Annotated in this window: 19 protein-coding genes; 13 read left to right on the top strand and 6 right to left on the bottom strand. The window is 53.0% G+C overall.

Going from position 1 to position 19881, the window contains the following annotated elements; all coding sequences use genetic code 11:
- The first annotated feature begins 110 nt into the window (after nucleotides 1–110).
- The 3 genes from rssA to galU all read left to right on the top strand — a co-directional run bounded on the left by rssA (nucleotide 111) and on the right by galU (nucleotide 3216).
- Complete coding sequence (gene rssA, locus ACOI7D_RS09310; RefSeq protein ID WP_109547201.1) at nucleotides 111–1013, top strand: patatin-like phospholipase RssA; 903 nt, start codon at nucleotides 111–113, stop codon at nucleotides 1011–1013.
- A gap of 89 nt (nucleotides 1014–1102) precedes the next feature.
- The gene (gene rssB / locus ACOI7D_RS09315; protein ID WP_023290128.1) at nucleotides 1103–2116 is read left to right on the top strand and encodes a two-component system response regulator RssB; all 1014 of its coding nucleotides are present in this window, start codon (nucleotides 1103–1105) and stop codon (nucleotides 2114–2116) included.
- A gap of 197 nt (nucleotides 2117–2313) precedes the next feature.
- Nucleotides 2314–3216 carry a UTP--glucose-1-phosphate uridylyltransferase GalU gene (gene galU / locus ACOI7D_RS09320; RefSeq protein ID WP_023290127.1) on the top strand — a complete coding sequence of 301 codons (903 nt, stop codon included), beginning with the start codon at nucleotides 2314–2316 and terminating at the stop codon, nucleotides 3214–3216.
- A 122-nt stretch (nucleotides 3217–3338) separates the two neighbouring features.
- Here galU and hns read toward each other — a convergent pair whose 3' ends face one another.
- The gene (gene hns / locus ACOI7D_RS09325; protein WP_002910103.1) at nucleotides 3339–3746 is read right to left on the bottom strand and encodes a histone-like nucleoid-structuring protein H-NS; all 408 of its coding nucleotides are present in this window, start codon (nucleotides 3744–3746) and stop codon (nucleotides 3339–3341) included.
- 422 nt (nucleotides 3747–4168) lie between these two features.
- A complete protein-coding gene (locus tag ACOI7D_RS09330) occupies nucleotides 4169–4300 on the bottom strand; it encodes a hypothetical protein (protein ID WP_032428897.1) in 132 nt (43 codons plus the stop codon).
- 7 nt (nucleotides 4301–4307) lie between these two features.
- Here ACOI7D_RS09330 and tdk point away from each other — a divergent pair, with 7 nt between their 5' ends.
- The gene (tdk, locus tag ACOI7D_RS09335) at nucleotides 4308–4925 is read left to right on the top strand and encodes a thymidine kinase (protein ID WP_032429180.1); all 618 of its coding nucleotides are present in this window, start codon (nucleotides 4308–4310) and stop codon (nucleotides 4923–4925) included.
- Nucleotides 4926–5072: 147 nt separating this feature from the next.
- Here the strand turns inward: tdk and adhE are convergent, their stop codons facing one another.
- A complete protein-coding gene (adhE, locus tag ACOI7D_RS09340; RefSeq protein ID WP_109547202.1) occupies nucleotides 5073–7748 on the bottom strand; it encodes a bifunctional acetaldehyde-CoA/alcohol dehydrogenase in 2676 nt (891 codons plus the stop codon).
- Nucleotides 7749–7825: 77 nt separating this feature from the next.
- On the opposite strand from adhE, the gene ACOI7D_RS09345 reads away from it, so the two are divergent.
- The 8 genes from ACOI7D_RS09345 to ACOI7D_RS09380 all read left to right on the top strand — a co-directional run bounded on the left by ACOI7D_RS09345 (nucleotide 7826) and on the right by ACOI7D_RS09380 (nucleotide 16088).
- Nucleotides 7826–8041 carry a hypothetical protein gene (locus ACOI7D_RS09345; RefSeq protein WP_032428896.1) on the top strand — a complete coding sequence of 72 codons (216 nt, stop codon included), beginning with the start codon at nucleotides 7826–7828 and terminating at the stop codon, nucleotides 8039–8041.
- 183 nt (nucleotides 8042–8224) lie between these two features.
- Nucleotides 8225–8872, top strand: a complete 648-nt coding sequence (locus tag ACOI7D_RS09350; RefSeq protein WP_002910095.1) for a YchE family NAAT transporter — start codon at nucleotides 8225–8227, stop codon at nucleotides 8870–8872.
- 744 nt (nucleotides 8873–9616) lie between these two features.
- Nucleotides 9617–11251: an oligopeptide ABC transporter substrate-binding protein OppA gene (gene oppA / locus ACOI7D_RS09355; protein WP_023290124.1), complete on the top strand. Its 1635-nt coding sequence runs from the start codon at nucleotides 9617–9619 to the stop codon at nucleotides 11249–11251.
- Nucleotides 11252–11336: 85 nt separating this feature from the next.
- A complete protein-coding gene (gene oppB, locus ACOI7D_RS09360; protein ID WP_002910089.1) occupies nucleotides 11337–12257 on the top strand; it encodes an oligopeptide ABC transporter permease OppB in 921 nt (306 codons plus the stop codon).
- Nucleotides 12258–12271: 14 nt separating this feature from the next.
- The gene (gene oppC, locus ACOI7D_RS09365; protein ID WP_061154210.1) at nucleotides 12272–13180 is read left to right on the top strand and encodes an oligopeptide ABC transporter permease OppC; all 909 of its coding nucleotides are present in this window, start codon (nucleotides 12272–12274) and stop codon (nucleotides 13178–13180) included.
- Nucleotides 13181–13191: 11 nt separating this feature from the next.
- A complete protein-coding gene (locus ACOI7D_RS09370) occupies nucleotides 13192–14205 on the top strand; it encodes an ABC transporter ATP-binding protein (RefSeq protein WP_023290123.1) in 1014 nt (337 codons plus the stop codon).
- Nucleotides 14202–15206, top strand: a complete 1005-nt coding sequence (gene oppF / locus ACOI7D_RS09375; protein WP_002910083.1) for a murein tripeptide/oligopeptide ABC transporter ATP-binding protein OppF — start codon at nucleotides 14202–14204, stop codon at nucleotides 15204–15206. Before ACOI7D_RS09370 ends, oppF begins: the two co-directional genes overlap by 4 nt.
- Nucleotides 15207–15260: 54 nt before the next feature.
- On the top strand, nucleotides 15261–16088 hold the full coding sequence (locus ACOI7D_RS09380) for an ion transporter (RefSeq protein ID WP_050533297.1): 828 nt from the start codon (nucleotides 15261–15263) through the stop codon (nucleotides 16086–16088).
- 63 nt (nucleotides 16089–16151) lie between these two features.
- Here the strand turns inward: ACOI7D_RS09380 and ACOI7D_RS09385 are convergent, their stop codons facing one another.
- A complete protein-coding gene (locus ACOI7D_RS09385) occupies nucleotides 16152–16481 on the bottom strand; it encodes an HI1450 family dsDNA-mimic protein (RefSeq protein ID WP_002910079.1) in 330 nt (109 codons plus the stop codon).
- A gap of 34 nt (nucleotides 16482–16515) precedes the next feature.
- Nucleotides 16516–17976: a cardiolipin synthase gene (cls, locus tag ACOI7D_RS09390; RefSeq protein WP_023290121.1), complete on the bottom strand. Its 1461-nt coding sequence runs from the start codon at nucleotides 17974–17976 to the stop codon at nucleotides 16516–16518.
- A 143-nt stretch (nucleotides 17977–18119) separates the two neighbouring features.
- Here cls and ACOI7D_RS09395 point away from each other — a divergent pair, with 143 nt between their 5' ends.
- Entirely contained in the window at nucleotides 18120–18293 is a 174-nt protein-coding gene (locus tag ACOI7D_RS09395; protein ID WP_023290120.1) for a YciY family protein, read from the top strand.
- A gap of 277 nt (nucleotides 18294–18570) precedes the next feature.
- Here the strand turns inward: ACOI7D_RS09395 and ACOI7D_RS09400 are convergent, their stop codons facing one another.
- Nucleotides 18571–19149: a YceI family protein gene (locus ACOI7D_RS09400; protein WP_109547204.1), complete on the bottom strand. Its 579-nt coding sequence runs from the start codon at nucleotides 19147–19149 to the stop codon at nucleotides 18571–18573.
- Nucleotides 19150–19881: the final 732 nt, after the last annotated feature.

The raw sequence follows: 19881 nt of genomic DNA on the forward strand, positions 1-19881 counted from the left end.
TTGCCTCCATGGAAGAAAGAGTAACGGCGCTTCTACGCCAAAGGGCTTTATGTTAACTGAGCCGTGACAATGTTGCCACGCTCAGAGTGGAAGGATAGTTATCAGTACTAATGAGAAAGCTTAAAATTGGTCTGGCGTTAGGTGCGGGCGCCGCCCGCGGATGGTCGCATATTGGCGTCATCAACGCCCTCCAGCAGGCCGGCATTGAGATTGATATCGTGGCCGGTTGCTCTATCGGTTCGCTGGTAGGGGCGGCGTATGCCTGTAACCGACTCCCGGCCCTTGAGTCCTGGGTCTGCTCTTTCAGTAACTGGGACGTTCTGAAACTGATGGACCTCTCCTGGCGCCGCGGTGGACTACTGCGGGGTGAAAAGGTGTTCAATCATTATCGCCGCATCATGCCCGTGACCGATATCGAACACTGCGAGCGGCGATTTGCCGCCGTCGCGACAAATTTAAGCACTGGCCGGGAGCTGTGGTTTACCGAAGGCGATCTGCACTTAGCGATTCGAGCCTCCTGCAGTATGCCGGGGTTAATGTCGCCGGTCAGGCATAACGGTTACTGGCTGGTCGATGGCGCGGTGGTCAATCCGGTTCCCGTATCGCTTACGCGGGCAATGGGGGCGGATATCGTGATTGCCGTGGATTTGCAACATGATGCCCACCTTATGCAGCAGGATTTATTCTCCCTCGAAACGCCGCGGCGGGAAGCCGAAGCGAAGGAGGGGCCATGGCATACTCGTCTGCGCGCACGCTTGACGCAAATGAGTTCCCGCCGTATGGCCGTGACGCCGACGGCGATGGAGATCATGACCACCTCTATCCAGGTCCTGGAGAACCGTCTTAAACGCAATCGTATGGCGGGTGACCCGCCGGATATCCTGTTGCAACCGTACTGTCCGCAAGTCTCGACGCTTGATTTCCATCGCGCCGGCGAGGCGATTACCGCAGGGCAGTTGGCGGTAGAAAAGAAAATGGATGAATTATTACCCTTAGTGCGTACCGCGATTTGACGCACGAGTACCTGACTTAAGCAAATTCTGACAGGCGATAGTGAGAATAGCGTGCCACTATTGAATTATCGTCAGCCAGGGGAGATATCATGACGCAGCCATTGGCGGGAAAACAGATTCTGATAGTTGAAGACGAACCCGTTTTCCGCTCACTCTTGCATGGATGGCTGACCTCGCTGGGAGCAACAACCTTCCAGGCGGAAGATGGCAAGGATGCCCTGCATAAAATGACGGAGGTGCATCCGGACCTGATGATTTGCGACATTTCGATGCCGAGAATGAACGGTCTGGAGCTGGTGGAGACGTTGCGTAATCGCGGCGAGCAGCTACCGATCCTGATGATTTCCGCTACCGAAAACATGGCCGATATAGCCAAAGCATTGCGGCTTGGCGTTCAGGACGTGTTGTTAAAGCCAGTAAAAGATTTCGATCGCCTGCGCGAAACCGTTTATGCCTGCCTCTATCCTGCGATGTTCAGTTCACGGGTGGAAGAGGAAGAGCGATTATTTGAGGACTGGGACGCGCTGGTCAGTAATCCCATTGCGGCTTCACGATTACTGCAGGAATTACAGCCGCCGGTGCAACAGGAAATGTCGCACTGCCGCATTCATTATCGCCAGCTGGTGTCGGCGGATAAACCCGGTCTGGTACTCGATATCGCCCCGCTCTCGGACAATGATTTGGCCTTCTATTGTCTGGATGTCACACGGGCAGGAGATAATGGCGTCCTGGCCGCTTTATTATTGCGCGCGTTGTTCAATGGCTTGCTACAGGAGCAGCTGGCGCATCAGGGACAACGGCTACCAGAAATGGGGAGTCTGCTAAAACAGGTGAATCAGCTCCTGCGTCAGGCAAACCTTCCCGGCCAGTTTCCTTTGTTAGTGGGGTATTACCACAGCGGACTGAAGAATTTAATTCTGGTGTCGGCGGGACTTAATGGCACGCTGAATACCGGTGAGCATCAAATTCAGATTAGCAATGGCGTTCCTTTGGGCACCCTGGGTGATGCTTACCTTAATCAAATTAGTCAACGCTGTACCTCATGGCAGTGCCAAATTTGGGGGGCGGGAGGCCGTTTACGCTTAATGTTGTCTGCGGAGTGAGCAATTGCATTTATATCTAAGCAGACGGGATTACCCGTTGTCCTTTAGCGGTGGTAACATCGAGCAGTTTTATGCGTAAAAGTCCTAATTCGAGGCTATCGGAAGCTTTTCAGACCAGTGAATACGCGGTTGACTGATATACTCGACACGTTATTTGTAACGAGAAGTTTAAAAAACAAACAGTCCAGGAGATTTCAATGGCTGCCCTTAATTCTAAAGTCAGAAAAGCGGTTATCCCGGTTGCGGGATTAGGCACCAGGATGCTGCCGGCCACCAAAGCGATTCCAAAAGAAATGCTGCCGCTGGTAGATAAGCCGTTAATTCAGTACGTTGTTAATGAATGTATCGCTGCAGGAATTACTGAAATTGTTCTGGTAACGCACTCGTCCAAAAACTCTATCGAAAACCATTTCGATACCAGTTTTGAGCTGGAAGCGATGCTGGAAAAACGTGTGAAACGCCAGCTGCTGGAAGAAGTGCAGTCTATTTGTCCGCCGCACGTAACCATTATGCAAGTTCGTCAGGGCCTGGCAAAAGGTCTGGGACACGCGGTGCTTTGCGCCCATCCGGTGGTGGGTGATGAGCCGGTCGCAGTTATTCTGCCAGACGTTATTCTGGATGAATATGAATCCGATCTGAGCCGCGATAACCTCGCAGAGATGATCTCTCGTTTCGATGAGACCGGCGCCAGCCAGATTATGGTTGAGCCTGTCGACGACGTGACCGCTTACGGTGTCGTTGACTGCAAAGGTGAATCTCTCAAGCCGGGAGAAAGCGTGCCGATGGTAGGCGTGGTCGAGAAGCCAAAAGCTGACGTTGCGCCGTCCAACCTGGCGGTGGTGGGGCGCTATGTCCTCAGCGCCGATATCTGGCCGCTGCTGGCGAAGACTCCTCCGGGGGCCGGTGATGAAATTCAGCTGACTGACGCGATTGATATGCTGATCGAAAAAGAGACGGTCGAAGCTTATCATATGAAAGGCAAGAGCCATGACTGCGGTAATAAGCTTGGCTACATGCAGGCGTTCGTCGAATATGGTATTCGCCACAAAACGCTGGGTGACGATTTTAAAGCCTGGCTGGAAACCGCGGTTGCTAAGTAATCCGCAGCGCTGCTGAAAGCACAAAACCGGGAGTCGCAGATGCGCTCCCGGTTTTTTATATCGGCCCCTGGGGCAAAAAAAATCCCGCCGCAGCGGGATTTTTTATATCGTAACAACGGAGATTAGATCAGGAAATCGTCCAGTGATTTACCTTGCTCATCCATTGCTTTTTTGATCACCGCCGGGGTACGGCCCTGGCCGGTCCAGGTTTTGGTTTCGCCGTTTTCGTCGACATAGCTGTATTTAGCCGGACGTGCAGCACGCTTGGTTTTGGTACCGGCTTTAACGGCTGCCATGGTGCTCAGCAGTTCATTCGGATCAATACCGTCAGCGATCAGCATTTCACGATATTGCTGCAGCTTACGCGTACGTTCTTCAATTTCTGCCGCGGCGGCGTTTTCTTCTTCACGGCGCTCGTTAACAACGACTTCTAATTTTTCCAGCATTTCTTCGAGCGTTTCCAGGGTGCATTCTCTTGCCTGCGCACGAAGAGTACGGATGTTGTTCAAAATTTTAAGTGCTTCGCTCATTGTAGTAATCTCAAACTTATATTGTGGGGTGGTTTGTTGAACTAATAATAGAGCGATAAAATGCGTTGTGCAATAGGGGGGAATGTAAGGAATTCAAAATTACTGGTTATTTGTCGCGAGAATTAATTAATTTAAGTTAAAATTCCCGTGCCGCTTCACATCTTTCATCCTTATAGCGATGAGCAGAAGGTAAGCTAAAACACTGAGACGGTATGCTTTTTCTGAGGTTCGGTGAGAAAAATTATCCTTTACATGGGTAAATAACCCTCGTCAGTATTAGCGCATTTTTGGTTACGAGGCTTAATATAAAACAACGCGCGACGCCGCTTATAGCCCCATAGGTAACCGCCCTATAAGCACGAAAAGACAATGGTTACCCCGCCAGTAGCGTAACGGGGCGTACAAATAATGGCCCTGAAAATTCAATTCATCCTCTTAATCCTTTGGCTTTGCAGGCTCTTCAGCTGCGATACAATACCCCTGCCGAATGGGCGGCTGTACGCATAAAATATGGTACAATCGCCGCCGCGATAAAACACTTTGATTGGGGTCACGCAGCCGATGGCACAACTTTATTTCTACTACTCTGCAATGAATGCAGGTAAGTCGACCGCTCTGTTGCAATCTTCGTACAATTACCAGGAGCGGGGGATGCGTACCGTCGTTTATACCGCTGAGATTGATGACCGCTTTGGCGCCGGAAAAGTCAGCTCGCGTATCGGTCTCTCCTCGCCGGCCCGATTGTATAATCCACAGACGTCGCTATTTAACGATATTGCCGCAGAGCACAAGCTAAAGCCGATTCACTGCGTGCTGGTGGATGAAAGCCAGTTTCTGACGCGCGAGCAGGTTCATGAGCTGTCTGAAGTTGTCGATACGCTGGATATTCCTGTGCTTTGCTATGGCTTGCGGACAGACTTTCGCGGTGAGCTCTTTACCGGCAGCCAGTATTTACTGGCCTGGTCAGATAAGCTGGTGGAGCTGAAAACCATCTGTTTCTGCGGCCGGAAGGCCAGTATGGTGCTGCGCCTCGATCAGGAGGGGCGTCCTTACAACGAGGGCGAGCAGGTCGTCATCGGCGGCAATGAGCGGTACGTGTCAGTTTGTCGTAAGCATTATAAAGAGGCGCTGAGCGTCGGCTCGTTAACTCAGGTACAAAACCAGCACCGCCCCAGCTAATACGCGCAGAAGCTCGTCCAGGCGCCTGTGGGCGCCTTTTTATTGCCTGCGCTCCGTTGGGCTAGCAGGCGTTAAAGCTTGGCTGTCGGTGGGCAAAAAAAAAGCCCCGTCAGATGACGGGGCTTGCAGAACGTTTATGCTTGTCGATTAAGCGGATTTTTTCGCTTTTTTCTCAGCTTTCACCGGTGCTGCTTCGGCTTTCGCGACTGCTTCGCCTTCGACGAACTCGCGACCGTAGTAGGTATCCAGCAGGATCTGTTTCAGCTCGGAGATCAGCGGGTAGCGCGGGTTAGCGCCGGTGCACTGGTCATCGAATGCATCTTCAGACAGCTTATCAACGTGGGCCAGGAAGTCAGCTTCCTGAACGCCAGCTTCGCGGATAGATTTCGGAATACCCAGCTCAGCTTTCACGCTTTCCAGCCATGCCAGCAGCTTCTCGATTTTCGCTGCGGTACGGTCGCCCGGTGCGGAGAGACCCAGGTGATCGGCGATTTCAGCGTAGCGACGACGAGCCTGCGGACGGTCGTACTGGCTGAACGCGGTCTGCTTGGTCGGGTTGTCATTCGCGTTGTAGCGGATAACGTTGCAGATCAGCAGGGCGTTGGCCAGACCGTGCGGAATATGGAACTGGGAACCCAGTTTGTGCGCCATGGAGTGACACACGCCGAGGAAGGCGTTAGCAAACGCGATACCGGCGATGGTGGCGGCACTGTGTACGCGCTCGCGGGCAACCGGGTTCTTGGAACCTTCGTGGTAGGAAGCCGGCAGGTACTCTTTCAGCAGTTTCAGCGCCTGCAGAGCCTGGCCGTCAGAGAACTCAGAAGCCAGCACGGAAACGTAAGCTTCCAGGGCGTGGGTCACGGCATCCAGACCACCGAACGCACACAGCGATTTCGGCATATCCATCACCAGGTTGGCATCGACGATGGCCATATCCGGGGTCAGCGCGTAGTCTGCCAGCGGATATTTCTGACCTGTCGCATCATCGGTCACAACGGCGAACGGCGTAACTTCAGAACCGGTACCGGAGGTGGTAGTGATCGCCACCATCTTGGCTTTAACACCCATTTTCGGGAACTTGTAGATACGTTTACGGATGTCCATAAAGCGCAGCGCCAGTTCTTCGAAGTGGGTTTCCGGATGTTCGTACATGACCCACATGATTTTTGCCGCATCCATCGGGGAACCGCCGCCCAGCGCGATGATCACGTCTGGTTTAAAAGAGTTCGCCAGGTCGGCGCCTTTACGTACGATGGTCAGCGTCGGGTCAGCTTCAACTTCGAAGAAGACTTCAGTTTCAACACCCGCTGCTTTCAGTACGGAGGTGATCTGATCGGCATAGCCGTTGTTGAACAGGAAGCGGTCAGTCACGATCAGCGCGCGTTTGTGACCATCAGTAATCACTTCATCCAGTGCGATAGGCAGGGAGCCACGACGGAAGTAGATAGATTTCGGAAGTTTGTGCCACAACATGTTTTCAGCTCGCTTAGCAACGGTTTTCTTGTTGATCAGGTGTTTCGGACCAACGTTTTCAGAGATGGAGTTACCACCCCAGGAACCACAACCCAGAGTCAGGGAAGGAGCGAGTTTGAAGTTGTACAGGTCACCGATACCACCCTGAGAAGCCGGGGTGTTGATCAGGATACGCGCCGTTTTCATCATCTGGCCGAAGTAAGCCACGCGAGCCGGCTGGTTATCCTGGTCGGTGTACAGGCAAGAGGTATGACCGATACCGCCCATGGCGACCAATTTTTCAGCTTTGGTCACGGCGTCTTCGAAATCTTTCGCACGATACATCGCCAGCGTCGGAGACAGTTTTTCGTGAGCAAACGGCTCGCTTTCGTCAACGTCGGTGACTTCGCCAATCAGAATTTTAGTCGTGGCCGGTACGGTGAAGCCTGCCAGTTCAGCGATTTTCGCCGCAGGCTGACCAACGATAGCGGCGTTCAGCGCGCCATTTTTCAGGATAATGTCCTGAACGGCTTTCAGCTCTTTACCCTGCAGCAGGTAGCCGCCGTGGCTGGCGAAACGTTCGCGAACCGCGTCATAAACGGAATCAACCACCACAACGGACTGCTCAGAAGCACAGATAACGCCGTTATCGAAGGTTTTAGACATCAGAACGGAAGCAACGGCGCGTTTGATGTCAGCCGTTTCATCAATCACCACCGGGGTGTTACCGGCACCTACGCCGATAGCAGGTTTACCGGAGCTGTATGCTGCTTTCACCATGCCTGGACCACCGGTCGCAAGGATCAGGTTGATGTCCGGGTGGTGCATCAGGGCGTTAGACAGTTCAACAGACGGCTGATCGATCCAGCCAATCAGGTCTTTCGGCGCGCCGGCAGCGATGGCAGCCTGCAGGACGATGTCAGCCGCTTTGTTGGTGGCTTCTTTAGCACGCGGGTGCGGAGAGAAAATGATGGCGTTACGCGTCTTCAGGCTGATGAGCGATTTGAAGATGGCTGTTGAAGTCGGGTTAGTGGTCGGTACGATACCGCAGATGATGCCGATAGGTTCAGCGATAGTGATGGTACCAAAGGTGTCGTCTTCTGACAGGACGCCACAGGTTTTTTCGTCTTTATAAGCGTTGTAAATGTATTCGGAAGCGAAGTGGTTTTTGATCACTTTGTCTTCAACGATGCCCATGCCGGATTCGGCAACGGCCATTTTGGCGAGAGGGATTCGAGCATCTGCAGCGGCCAGCGCGGCGGCGCGGAAGATTTTGTCGACTTGTTCTTGAGTGAAACTGGCATATTCACGCTGGGCTTTCTTGACACGCTCAACAAGCGCGTTCAGTTCAGCGATATTAGTAACAGCCATAATGCTCTCCTGATAATGTTAAACTTTTTTAGTAAATCAGTCGCTCGATTCGACATTATAGACAGGCTGTAAACAGCTTGCATGTAAATGTTTATGTAGGAAAATCAGGACGCTGTTTTACCGATTTACTAAAAAAGCTTTCTCTTTTTAACTTTCAGGTACTGCTGCCTTCCACTCTGTTGGTGTCATCAAGATTACTCACTTCTGAGTACAAATTACGTGATTTAGATCAAGTATTGGCACTGCTGATACCTTTCAGCTGGCTGCTTTTTGACCGGTTCGATCAAGTGTAATGGGAGGGTTTTGAAATTAAAAAAACGATTAGCATTAAAACTACAAATAGCTAACATTCGATACATATCACCGGGTTATGCATATTTATAATGAATATTGCATGCAAAAAGCGTATGTTTCGCGCAGTTATTTTATGCTGTTAACAGTCAACCGCCAATTTTGATGATGCTGCGGAGCCCATTGTGACTCAATCACTGTTCGATTTTTCTGCATATTTCAAGTTTTTCATCGGCTTATTTGCCCTGGTTAACCCGGTGGGCATTATTCCGGTGTTCATTAGTATGACCAGCTACCAGCCGGCAGCAGTGCGCAATAAGACCAACCTGACCGCCAACCTGTCGGTGGCGATCATCCTCCTGACGTCACTGTTTCTCGGCGATGGCATTCTGCAGATTTTTGGTATCTCCATTGATTCCTTCCGTATCGCCGGCGGCATCCTGGTGGTGACCATCGCGATGTCGATGATCAGCGGTAAGCTCGGCGAAGATAAGCAGAACAAGCAGGAGAAGTCGGAGACGGCGGTGAGGGAGAGCATCGGCGTCGTTCCTCTCGCGCTACCGTTAATGGCCGGACCGGGGGCAATCAGTTCCACTATCGTGTGGGGTACGCGGTATCACTCCTGGGTGCATCTCGTCGGTTTTTCACTGGCGATTGCGGTCTTTGCCCTCTGCTGCTGGGGGATTTTCCGCATGGCGCCATGGCTGGTGCGTCTGCTGGGGCAGACAGGGATTAACGTTATCACCCGTATTATGGGCCTGCTGCTGATGGCTCTCGGCATTGAGTTTATTGTGACGGGGATTAAAGCGCTCTTCCCGGGGCTGCTGAGTTAGTTCGTTGCCACGCAGGCGGGGAGGCTCCCTTCACGCCTGCGCGATTATTAGCAAAACCTATTAACCAGCGCGGAACCGGCGGTAGGAATACTATTTTGCGATATCGCTATTAATTTCATGTTTTTCATTAAGATATGAAATATTTCTCTTAACATTCCCCTCACGTCTCTCCCTCCTGTGATGTTATTTTCTTCACATCATTCTCTGGCGCTTGCTGTCGGATCATCGAAATGATATTAGTAATTTTAACAAGGCTGCAGATGAATGTGCTAAAAAGTAATCTATTGTTAAATTTTTGTACAAAAAATCATCTTGTGGTCGCTGCTCAGTATGATGACTGATGTAAATGTCGTAATAATATGATTAATAAGAATATTTTTGTATCGGCGTATTGTGGCAACCGCTAGTGACGCTGGCAAAGCCGGCAATAAAAGAGAATCCGGTAACATATTTGCAAATTGCATTGGCGGAGGTGTTTACCTTTTGGTACTTTCCGCCGTTATCGTCTGCTGAATTATGCGTGTAAATGAGAATCATTTTTAATCGTCTCATTGCGCCTGAACTGCCCTCCAGCGAGGGGGAACGAATCGACGTTAAGACTGCCGTTCGAGCGGTCGTAATAAATAAGTCGGTGATAGCAATCTGCCAATCGCAAACACTCCTGCGTTGGACAGATCCCGAAAACGGGGAAAAAAACAGGCTGGTTAAAAAACCAGTAATTATAATGACTGGAGTTACAACACAATGACCATCATCACTAAAAAACGTTTGATCGCCGCAGGAGTGCTATCCGCGCTCATGGCTGGCAATATGGCTATGGCAGCGGATGTCCCAGCCGGTGTGCAGCTTTCGGATAAGCAAACGCTGGTGCGAAATAGCGGCGCCGAGCCGCAATCGCTGGACCCGAATAAAATTGAAGGGGTGCCCGAGGCGAATATTAGCCGCGACCTGTTCGAAGGCTTGCTGAATACCTCGCCGAAAGATGGCCACCCGATCCCTGGTGTGGCAGAGAGCTGGGATAATAAAGATTTCAAAGTCTGGACCTTCCATCTGCGTAAAGATGCGAAATGGTCTAACGGCGAGCCGGTTACCGCCCAGGATTTCGTTTATAGCTGGCAGCGTCTGGTAGACCCGAAAACAGCGTCTCCTTATGCCAGCTACCCGCAGTATGGTCATATCCTCAACGTTGATGAAATCATTGACGGCAAGAAAGCCCCAGGCGAGCTGGGCGTAAAAGCCATTGACGACCATACGCTGGAAGTCACCCTCAGCGAGCCGGTACCCTATTTTTACAAACTGCTGGTTAACCCGGCGATGTCTCCTGTCTATAAACCAGCGATTGAAAAGTTTGGCGAGAAGTGGACGCAGCCTGGCAATATCGTCACCAACGGCGCCTACACCCTGAAAGACTGGGTGGTCAACGAACGTATCGTGATGGAGCGCAACCCGCATTACTGGGATAATGCCAAAACCGTTATCAACACCGTCACCTGGCTGCCGACCTCTTCTGAAGTGACCTATGTTAACCGTTATCGCAGCGGTGAACTGGATATGACCTATAACCAGCTGCCGATCGAGCTCTTCCAGAAACTGAAAAAAGAGATCCCGAACGAGCTGCACGTTGACCCGTATCTGTGTACTTATTACTACGAAATTAACAACCAGAAAGCGCCGTTCACCGACGTGCGCGTGCGTACCGCGCTGAAGCTGGGTCTGGATCGCGATATCATTGCCAATAAGGTGAAAGGACAGGGCGATCTGCCGGCCTACGGCTACACCCCGCCGTATACCGATGGCGCGAAGCTGACCGAGCCGGAATGGTTTACCTGGTCGCAGGAAAAACGGAATGAAGAAGCGAAAAAACTGCTGGCCGAAGCCGGCTATAGCGCCGATAAACCGTTGACCTTCAACCTGCTGTATAACACCTCTGATTTGCACAAGAAGCTGGCGATTGCCGCCGCCTCGCTGTGGCGTAAAAACCTGGGCATTGACGTGAAGCTGGTCAACCAGGAGTGGAAAACGTTCCTCGATACCCGTCATCAGGGCACCTATGACGTGGCGCGTGCGGGCTGGTGCGCTGACTATAACGAGCCAACCTCTTTCCTGAACACCATGCTTTCTGACAGCTCAATGAACACTGCGCACTATAAGAGCCCGGCGTTCGACAAAATTATGGCTGAATCCGTAAAAGCATCCGATGAAGCACAGCGCACGGCGGCCTATGCGAAAGCAGAGCAGCAGCTGGATAAAGACAGCGCGATCGTACCGGTCTATTACTATGTTAACGCCCGCCTGGTGAAACCGTGGGTCGGTGGCTACACCGGTAAAGACCCGATGGATAACGTCTATACAAAAGACCTTTACGTTATCAAACATTAATGGCAATACGTGGAGCGGGCCTGTGCTCGCTCCATCGTGTCTTATTTGAGAGCAGTGCAAAGGCACACGCCAGAAGGTACGGGCAATGTTAAAATTTATCTTACGTCGCTGTCTGGAAGCGATTCCGACGCTATTTATTCTTATCACCATCTCATTCTTCATGATGCGTTTGGCTCCGGGAAGTCCTTTTACCGGGGAACGCACGCTACCGCCGGAAGTCATGGCGAATATTGAAGCAAAATACCATTTAAACGACCCCATCATGACGCAGTACTTCAATTACCTGAAGCAGCTGGCGCATGGCGATTTTGGTCCCTCCTTTAAATACAAAGATTATTCGGTCAACGATCTGGTGGCGGCCAGCTTCCCGGTTTCCGCGAAACTGGGCTTCGCCGCCTTTTTGCTGGCGGTAGTGATCGGTGTCGCTGCGGGCGTTATTGCCGCTTTGAAGCAGAATACCCGCTGGGACTATGCGGTGATGGGGGTAGCCATGACCGGCGTGGTTATTCCGAGCTTTGTGGTGGCGCCTCTGCTGGTGATGATCTTTGCCATTACCCTGCACTGGTTGCCGGGCGGAGGCTGGAACGGCGGGGCGCTGAAATTTATGATCCTGCCGATGGTGGCGCTTTCCCTGGCCTATATCGCCAGTATCGCGCGTATTACCCGCGGCTCAATGATTGAAGTGCTGCACTCTAACTTTATCCGCACCGCGCGGGCGAAGGGGCTGCCGATGCGCCGCATTATTTTGCGCCATGCGCTGAAGCCGGCGCTGCTGCCGGTGCTCTCCTATATGGGACCGGCTTTCGTGGGCATCATTACGGGCTCAATGGTCATTGAAACCATTTACGGCCTGCCGGGGATTGGTCAGCTGTTCGTTAACGGAGCGCTTAACCGCGACTACTCGCTGGTGCTCAGCCTGACGATCCTGGTTGGCGCCCTGACTATCCTGTTCAACGCCATCGTTGACGTGCTGTACGCCGTTATCGATCCGAAGATTCGCTACTGAAGCCGGAGTTCGCCATGATGTTAAGTAAGAAAAATAGCGAGGCGCTGGAAAACTTCAGTGAGAAGCTGGAAGTGGAGGGGCGTAGCCTCTGGCAGGATGCGCGTCGCCGCTTTATGCATAACCGCGCCGCGGTCACCAGCCTGATTATGCTGGTGCTTATTGCGCTGTTCGTGACCTTAGCGCCGATGGTGTCGTCATTCTCCTATTTCGACACCGACTGGGGCATGATGTCCAACGCCCCGGACATGGCCTCTGGCCACTACTTCGGGACCGACTCCTCCGGTCGCGATCTGCTGGTGCGCGTGGCGATCGGCGGGCGTATTTCGCTGATGGTCGGGGTGGCGGCGGCGCTGGTGGCGGTGATCCTCGGCACGCTGTACGGTTCGCTTTCCGGTTATCTCGGCGGCAAAGTGGATTCGGTGATGATGCGTCTGCTGGAGATCCTCAACTCCTTCCCGTTTATGTTCTTCGTTATCCTGCTGGTGACCTTTTTTGGCCAGAATATCCTGTTGATTTTTGTCGCTATCGGCATGGTCTCCTGGCTGGATATGGCGCGTATCGTACGCGGACAGACCTTGAGCCTGAAGCGCAAAGAGTTTATTGAGGCGGCGCAGGTCGGCGGGGTCTCCACAGCGAGCATCGTGCTGCGCCATATCGTTCCTAATGTGCTGGGCGTGGTGGTGGTGTACGCCTCGCTGCTGGTCCCCAGCATGATCCTCTTTGAATCCTTCCTCAGCTTCCTGGGGTTGGGGACGCAGGAGCCGCTCAGCAGCTGGGGGGCATTGCTCAGCGATGGCGCCAACTCAATGGAAGTCTCGCCCTGGCTGCTGCTGTTCCCGGCGGGTTTCCTGGTGGTGACCCTGTTCTGTTTCAACTTTATCGGCGATGGTCTGCGTGATGCCCTCGACCCGAAAGACCGCTAAGGAGCGCTGCCATGACCATGATTGAAACGGCAAAAGCGCCGCAAGCGCAGAGCCACAGCGGCCTGCTGCTGGACGTGAAAGATCTTCGCGTCACCTTTAAAACGCCGGATGGCGATGTCACCGCCGTCAATGATCTGAACTTCACCCTGCAGGCGGGGGAGACGCTCGGTATTGTCGGGGAGTCCGGCTCCGGTAAATCGCAGACCGCCTTCGCCCTGATGGGACTGCTGGCGGCCAACGGTCGAATCGGGGGTTCCGCCACCTTTAACGGTCGGCAAATCCTCAATTTGCCTGAGCGTGAGCTGAACAAACTGCGCGCCGAGCAAATCTCGATGATTTTCCAGGATCCGATGACCTCTCTGAACCCGTATATGCGGGTGGGCGAGCAGTTAATGGAAGTCCTGATGCTGCATAAAGGGCTGAGCAAAGCCGAAGCGTTTGAAGAATCGGTGAAGATGCTCGACGCGGTAAAAATGCCGGAAGCGCGCAAGCGCATGAAGATGTTCCCACACGAGTTCTCCGGCGGGATGCGGCAGCGCGTGATGATTGCCATGGCGCTGCTCTGCCGGCCCCGGCTGCTGATTGCCGATGAGCCGACCACCGCCCTGGACGTCACCGTGCAGGCGCAGATCATGACGTTACTGAATGAGCTGAAACGCGAATTTAATACGGCCATCATTATGATCACCCATGACCTCGGAGTGGTGGCGGGGATCTGCGATAAAGTGCTGGTGATGTACGCGGGCCGCACCATGGAGTATGGTCAGGCGCGCGATGTCTTCTATCAGCCGTCTCACCCTTACTCTATTGGGCTGTTGAATGCGGTTCCTCGTCTGGATGCCGAAGGCGATGCGTTGTTGACCATTCCGGGCAACCCGCCAAACCTGCTGCGTTTGCCGAAGGGCTGCCCATTCCAGCCGCGCTGTCCGCACGCAATGGAACAGTGCAGCAGCGCGCCGCCGCTGGAGTCGTTCGCGCCAGGCCGCCTGCGCGCCTGCTTTAAACCGGTGGGGGAGCTGCTATGAACGCCGTAACTGAACAACGAAAAGTCCTGCTCGAAATTGCCGACCTGAAGGTGCATTTCGATATTAAAGATGGCAAACAGTGGTTCTGGCAGCCGTCGAAAACGCTGAAAGCCGTAGATGGCGTGACGCTGCGTCTCTATGAAGGTGAGACCCTCGGCGTAGTGGGGGAGTCCGGCTGCGGTAAATCGACTTTCGCCCGCGCCATCATTGGTCTGGTGAAGGCTACCGATGGAAAAGTGGCCTGGCTGGGTAAAGATCTGCTGGGCATGAAGCAGGAAGAGTGGCGCGACGTGCGCAGCGATATCCAGATGATCTTCCAGGATCCGCTGGCCTCGCTGAACCCGCGTATGACCATCGGAGAAATCATCGCTGAGCCGTTGCGTACCTATCATCCGAAGATGCCGCGTCAGGAAGTGCGCGATCGCGTGAAGGCGATGATGATGAAAGTCGGGCTGCTGCCTAACCTGATCAACCGCTATCCGCACGAGTTCTCTGGCGGTCAGTGTCAGCGCATCGGCATTGCGCGGGCGCTGATCCTCGAGCCGAAGCTGATTATCTGCGATGAGCCGGTGTCCGCGCTTGATGTGTCCATCCAGGCTCAGGTGGTCAACTTGCTGCAGCAGCTGCAGCGTGAAATGGGACTGTCGCTGATATTTATCGCCCACGATCTGGCGGTGGTTAAGCACATCTCCGATCGCGTACTGGTGATGTATCTGGGCCATGCGGTGGAGCTGGGAACCTACGATGAGGTGTACCATAATCCGCTACACCCCTATACCAAAGCGCTGATGTCGGCGGTGCCGATCCCCGATCCGGACCTCGAAAAAACGAAAACCATCCAGCTGCTGGAGGGCGAATTACCCTCGCCGATTAATCCGCCGTCGGGCTGTGTCTTCCGCACCCGCTGTCCGCTCGCCGGACCGGAGTGCGCCAAAACCCGCCCGGTGCTGGAGGGCAGTTTCCGCCATGCGGTTTCCTGCCTTAAGGTAGACCCGTTATAATCTCAGGGGCTGACGCAGGTCAGCCCTTTTTTTTGCGAGGTTAACGAAGTGGGTATGCTTTCTGCCGCTCGCCTGCGGCTTTATCATTTACTTTTCGATCAAAACCGACGTTCCGGCCGCCGCTTCGAAGGGCTGTGCGGACTTTTCGCCTTGCTCAGCGTGGTGGTGATATTTGTCGAATCGGGGCTGGGCACGCAATATCATCTGACATTAGATGAATGGCATGTATTCGTCTGGCTGGAGCTGATGGTGACCGCGGTCTTTACCCTGGAGTATCTGCTGCGTATTGCGACATGGCCCAATCCGCTCCACTACATTTTCAGCTTCTGGGGGTTTATTGACTTAGCGACCATCCTGCCGCTATACGTGATGTGGCTGTGGCCGGAAATTAGCCTCAATTATGTCTTTGCCTGGCGGGCAATGCGGGCGATCCGCGCGTTGCGTATTCTCAAACTGTTGCGCTTTATGCCTTCGCTCAATGTGTTCTGGCGGGCGATTGTCAGCGCGCGCCATCAACTGATCCTGTTCTATTCGTTTATCGCCATTGTGATGGTGATTTTCGGCTCGTTAATGTACCTGATAGAAGGGCCAGAGTATGGTTTTACCACGCTCAACGCTTCGGTCTATTGGGCCATTGTGACCATCACCACCGTCGGCTACGGGGATATTACGCCGCACACGCCGCTGGGCCGCATCCTGGCCTCCATTCTCATCCTGATCGGCTACTCCATTATTGCCATTCCGACCGGGCTTATCACCACCCATATGACCAGCGCCCTGAACCGGCGGCGCCAGCAGCGGGTATGCCCGCAGTGCCAGCAGGGCGACCATGACGATAACGCCCGGTTTTGCCACGCCTGCGGTCATGTCTTACCGAAGTAAACCCTCGGCATAAAAAAAGCCTGCCGGGTGGAACGCGGCAGGCTTTTCACTGGCGGGTCAGCGTTATTCACGCCACAGAATATGACACAGTTTGTGATCTTTCTCGCGGCACAGCAGCACGCGGGCGAAGATATCATTGATTTCCCCGCCGTCGGTATCCGCCAGGCCAATCACCACTTCGGCGAAGAAATCCGGGTTCAGATCGTAATCCACATGCTCTTCCCAGTCTGCGGATGGGTCGAACAGCTCGGCGCCGCCGCGCTCCTCAAACTGCAGGTTAAACAGAATGATGTCCGCCGGGTCGAGGTTATCGGCCGCCAGTTCGAGGAAGATGTCGTATGCCTGCTCAAGCGTTTCGTCTTCGGTCAGGCGGTTGTTTAAATCCATATCCATGATTGCTACTCATTCGGTATCTGATGGGCACGTTTTACAGCAACGGGCTGAAGAAGTAAAACAGTCGCTCGGCGATCCGCTGCCACAGCGGACGTTTTAACCAGAGACGGGCGTCCAGCAGGCGCGAGCGCGAGATATAGTCATCCTGAACCGCCGCCAGATCGCTGCCGAAGCCGGCGTCATCGATGACCAGCGTGATTTCAAAATTGAGCCACAGGCTGCGCATATCCAGATTCACGGTTCCCACCAGGCTCAGTTCGCCATCGACCAGCACGCTCTTGGTATGCAACAGGCCGCCTTCAAACTGGTAAATCTTCACCCCTGCCGCCAGCAGCTCGGTGAAAAAGGCCCGGCTGGCCCAGCCCACCAGCAGCGAATCGTTCTTGCGCGGTAAAATAATACTCACGTCCACGCCGCGCTGGGCGGCGGTACAGATAGCGTGCAGCAGGTCGTCGCTGGGTACGAAGTAGGGCGTGGTCATGATCAAATGCTCTTTCGCCGCGTAGGCGGCGGTGAGCAGCGCCTGATGGATCAGATCTTCCGGAAAGCCCGGACCGGAGGCGATCGTGTGGATGGTATGCCCACTGGCCTCTTCAAACGGCATGATATTGACGTCCGGCGGCGGTGGCAGAATACGCTTTCCGGTCTCGATCTCCCAGTCACAGGAGTAGACGATGCCCATCGAGGTCGCCACCGGGCCTTCCATGCGCGCCATCAGGTCAATCCACTGCCCGACCCCCGAGTCCTGCTTAAAGTAGCGGGGATCGACCAGATTCATGCTGCCGGTGTAGGCGATATAGTTATCGATCATCACCATTTTACGATGCTGACGCAGGTCCATCCGGCGCAGAAACACACGCATCAGATTGACCTTGAGAGCCTCGACCACTTCAATGCCGGCGTTACGCATCATCGCCGCCCATGGGCTACGGAAAAAGGCCACACTGCCCGCGGAGTCGAGCATTAACCGGCAGTGAACCCCGCGACGGGCGGCGGCCATTAGCGATTCGGCGACGCTGTCGGCCATACCGCCTGGCTGCCAGATATAGAAGACCATCTCTATGTTATGGCGAGCCAGTTGAATATCGCGGATCAGGGCCTGCATGACGTCGTCAGATTCCGTCAGCAACTGCAGCTGGTTGCCTTTTACGCCGCCAATGCCCTGGCGCCGTTCGCAAAGCTTGAACAGGGACTCGGCCACCGGGCTGTTATCTTCGGCAAAGATATGTTTGCAGGCTTTGAGGTCGTTTAACCATTTGGCTGTGGAAGGCCACATCGCCCTCGCGCGTTCTGCCCGCCGCTTGCCAAGATGCAGCTCGCCAAAGGAGAGATAGGCGATAATCCCCACCAGCGGCAGGATATAAATGATCAATAACCATGCCATGGCGGACGGCACAGCGCGGCGTTTCATTAGAATTCGTAATGTTACACCGGCGATCAACAGCCAGTACCCCAGAATGACCAGCCAGTTCACCACCGTGTAAAAGGTTGTCATAGATGTAAAATCCTTTTGAATGACGTTATGTGATGAGTTTACGCATCAGTATTTTTCTGGCAAATAAAAACGCAGCGAAAGCGGTGGTCAGTCGCCGGCAGAGGTTTATAATGGGGGCTGTTTTCACTCGTAGAGTCGTTGCAATGAAGCGTAGTAGAACGGAAGTAGGGCGCTGGCGCATGCTGAGACAGGTGAATCGCCGTAAAGCGCGTTGGCTGGAAGCCCAATCACGCCGCAATATGCGGATCCTCGCTATCAGGAAGGGACTGGTGAAACGGCAGCGTCATGCTCTGCTGTTTATCTTCCCCGACTGTTAAACGAGCAGAACAACGGCACCGAACGCGGTGCCGTTGTCGTTTTCCCGCTCTGCGCGGCATTCCCTTTTAACATCGCCAGATCGCCTATTGAAATATCTATGCGATGCCTGTCAGGGTATGACGGGGGATTATCGACAGAACGCCTTTTTCCGCAACAGGCATTCACCGCCGTGTGGAAGTCCGGACAGGGCGTGGGGTCGTCGATCGTTTTTCAATGTCATGCTCACTATCAGGATACCCACCCTGAATAAAACGCACCGCTTTTGCGGGCGGTAATTTATTTGGCATAGGCTTCCGTGGATAACGTGATAGTCACGTTATCACTCACCGCCGGAACATATTTATCAAGCTTGAAGTCTGAACGTTTTATTACCCCTGTGGCATCAAAACCAATGGCCTTTTTTTTCACCATCGGATGCATATCCTGTTTATTCAAAGTGGCATGCAATACAACCGGTTTGGTGATGCCCTTAATGGTCAGGTTACCTTCAACATCATATTTATTGCCGCCTTTACTTTCCACCCGGGTGCTCTGAAAAGTGGCCTCAGGATACGTGTTGACATCGAAGTACTCTTTGCCTAAAAACTCATCCGTTAACGCTTTGACGTGAGTGTCAATGGTTTTGACTGGCAGCGTGACGTGCACAGAGGATTGCTCCGGGTTGTCTTTGTCAAAAGACAGTTTCCCTGAAACATCAGAGATATACGCTGTAGGATTAGAGAAGCCAAAATGGTTCCAGGCAATAACAACGGAAGTATGCTGCGGATCCAGGCTATATTCTGTCGCTGCGGCTTGTGACACAGGAATATATAAGGCAAGCAGAGAAAGCAATGCGGTTTTTTTCAGGGTAATCACTTAAAAATCCTCATAAGCGTCAGGTACATAAATGGTAGTCCAAAAAAATGTGGCACTTATTGAAAACATTTGTTATTCCCGTTCAAATTTTTTAATCAACCAAAAATCACCCTACAATTACTCTGCGTGAAGTTTACCCAGCGAAATTAATCGACTTTAAAAAATGATCATCTGCAACGTAAATCTGGTTGCGTAGTTTTTAGACGTTCATTCCATATTGATATATGCCTGTATCAGCGCACTCCGTTTATTTTCAGACACTTTCAAGCCACCTCGTTTCTGAATGCAGTAAGATGGTGATATGGGGTCCCATACCTGCGGAACGGGATATGCATGCTTATTTATTCCAGGCCTTTATATCTGTTGGTCAGCATCTATCTCTCTTTAACGATCTTCTTTCAACTGTATTTTGGATTTACCGGGCGATGTCAGGATGTGCTGGCTTGTAAAGCAAGCGCTAAATCCAATGCAAGACCTCTGTTGCAGACTGATTCAATACATTTACAATTCAAAATCATGCCCGGCGTCGACGTTTGGTCAGCAATTTCTATGGCCGCAGAAGGCGAGTTGAGGGTCGATGATGTTGTCGAAGGAGAAGGGATGTGCTCATCTTCCTGGCGTCTCAGGCGGATAACAGACAACGCTTGCGTGCGGTTAAAAGGGCGACATTTTAATGTGATGTAGCAAAATGCGCCCTTTCATCTGATGGCCTGGTGCGTTGTTGCCGTTAAC

The organism is Klebsiella sp. C360 (genome assembly GCF_048822415.1).
Classification (GTDB): domain Bacteria; phylum Pseudomonadota; class Gammaproteobacteria; order Enterobacterales; family Enterobacteriaceae; genus Klebsiella; species Klebsiella quasipneumoniae.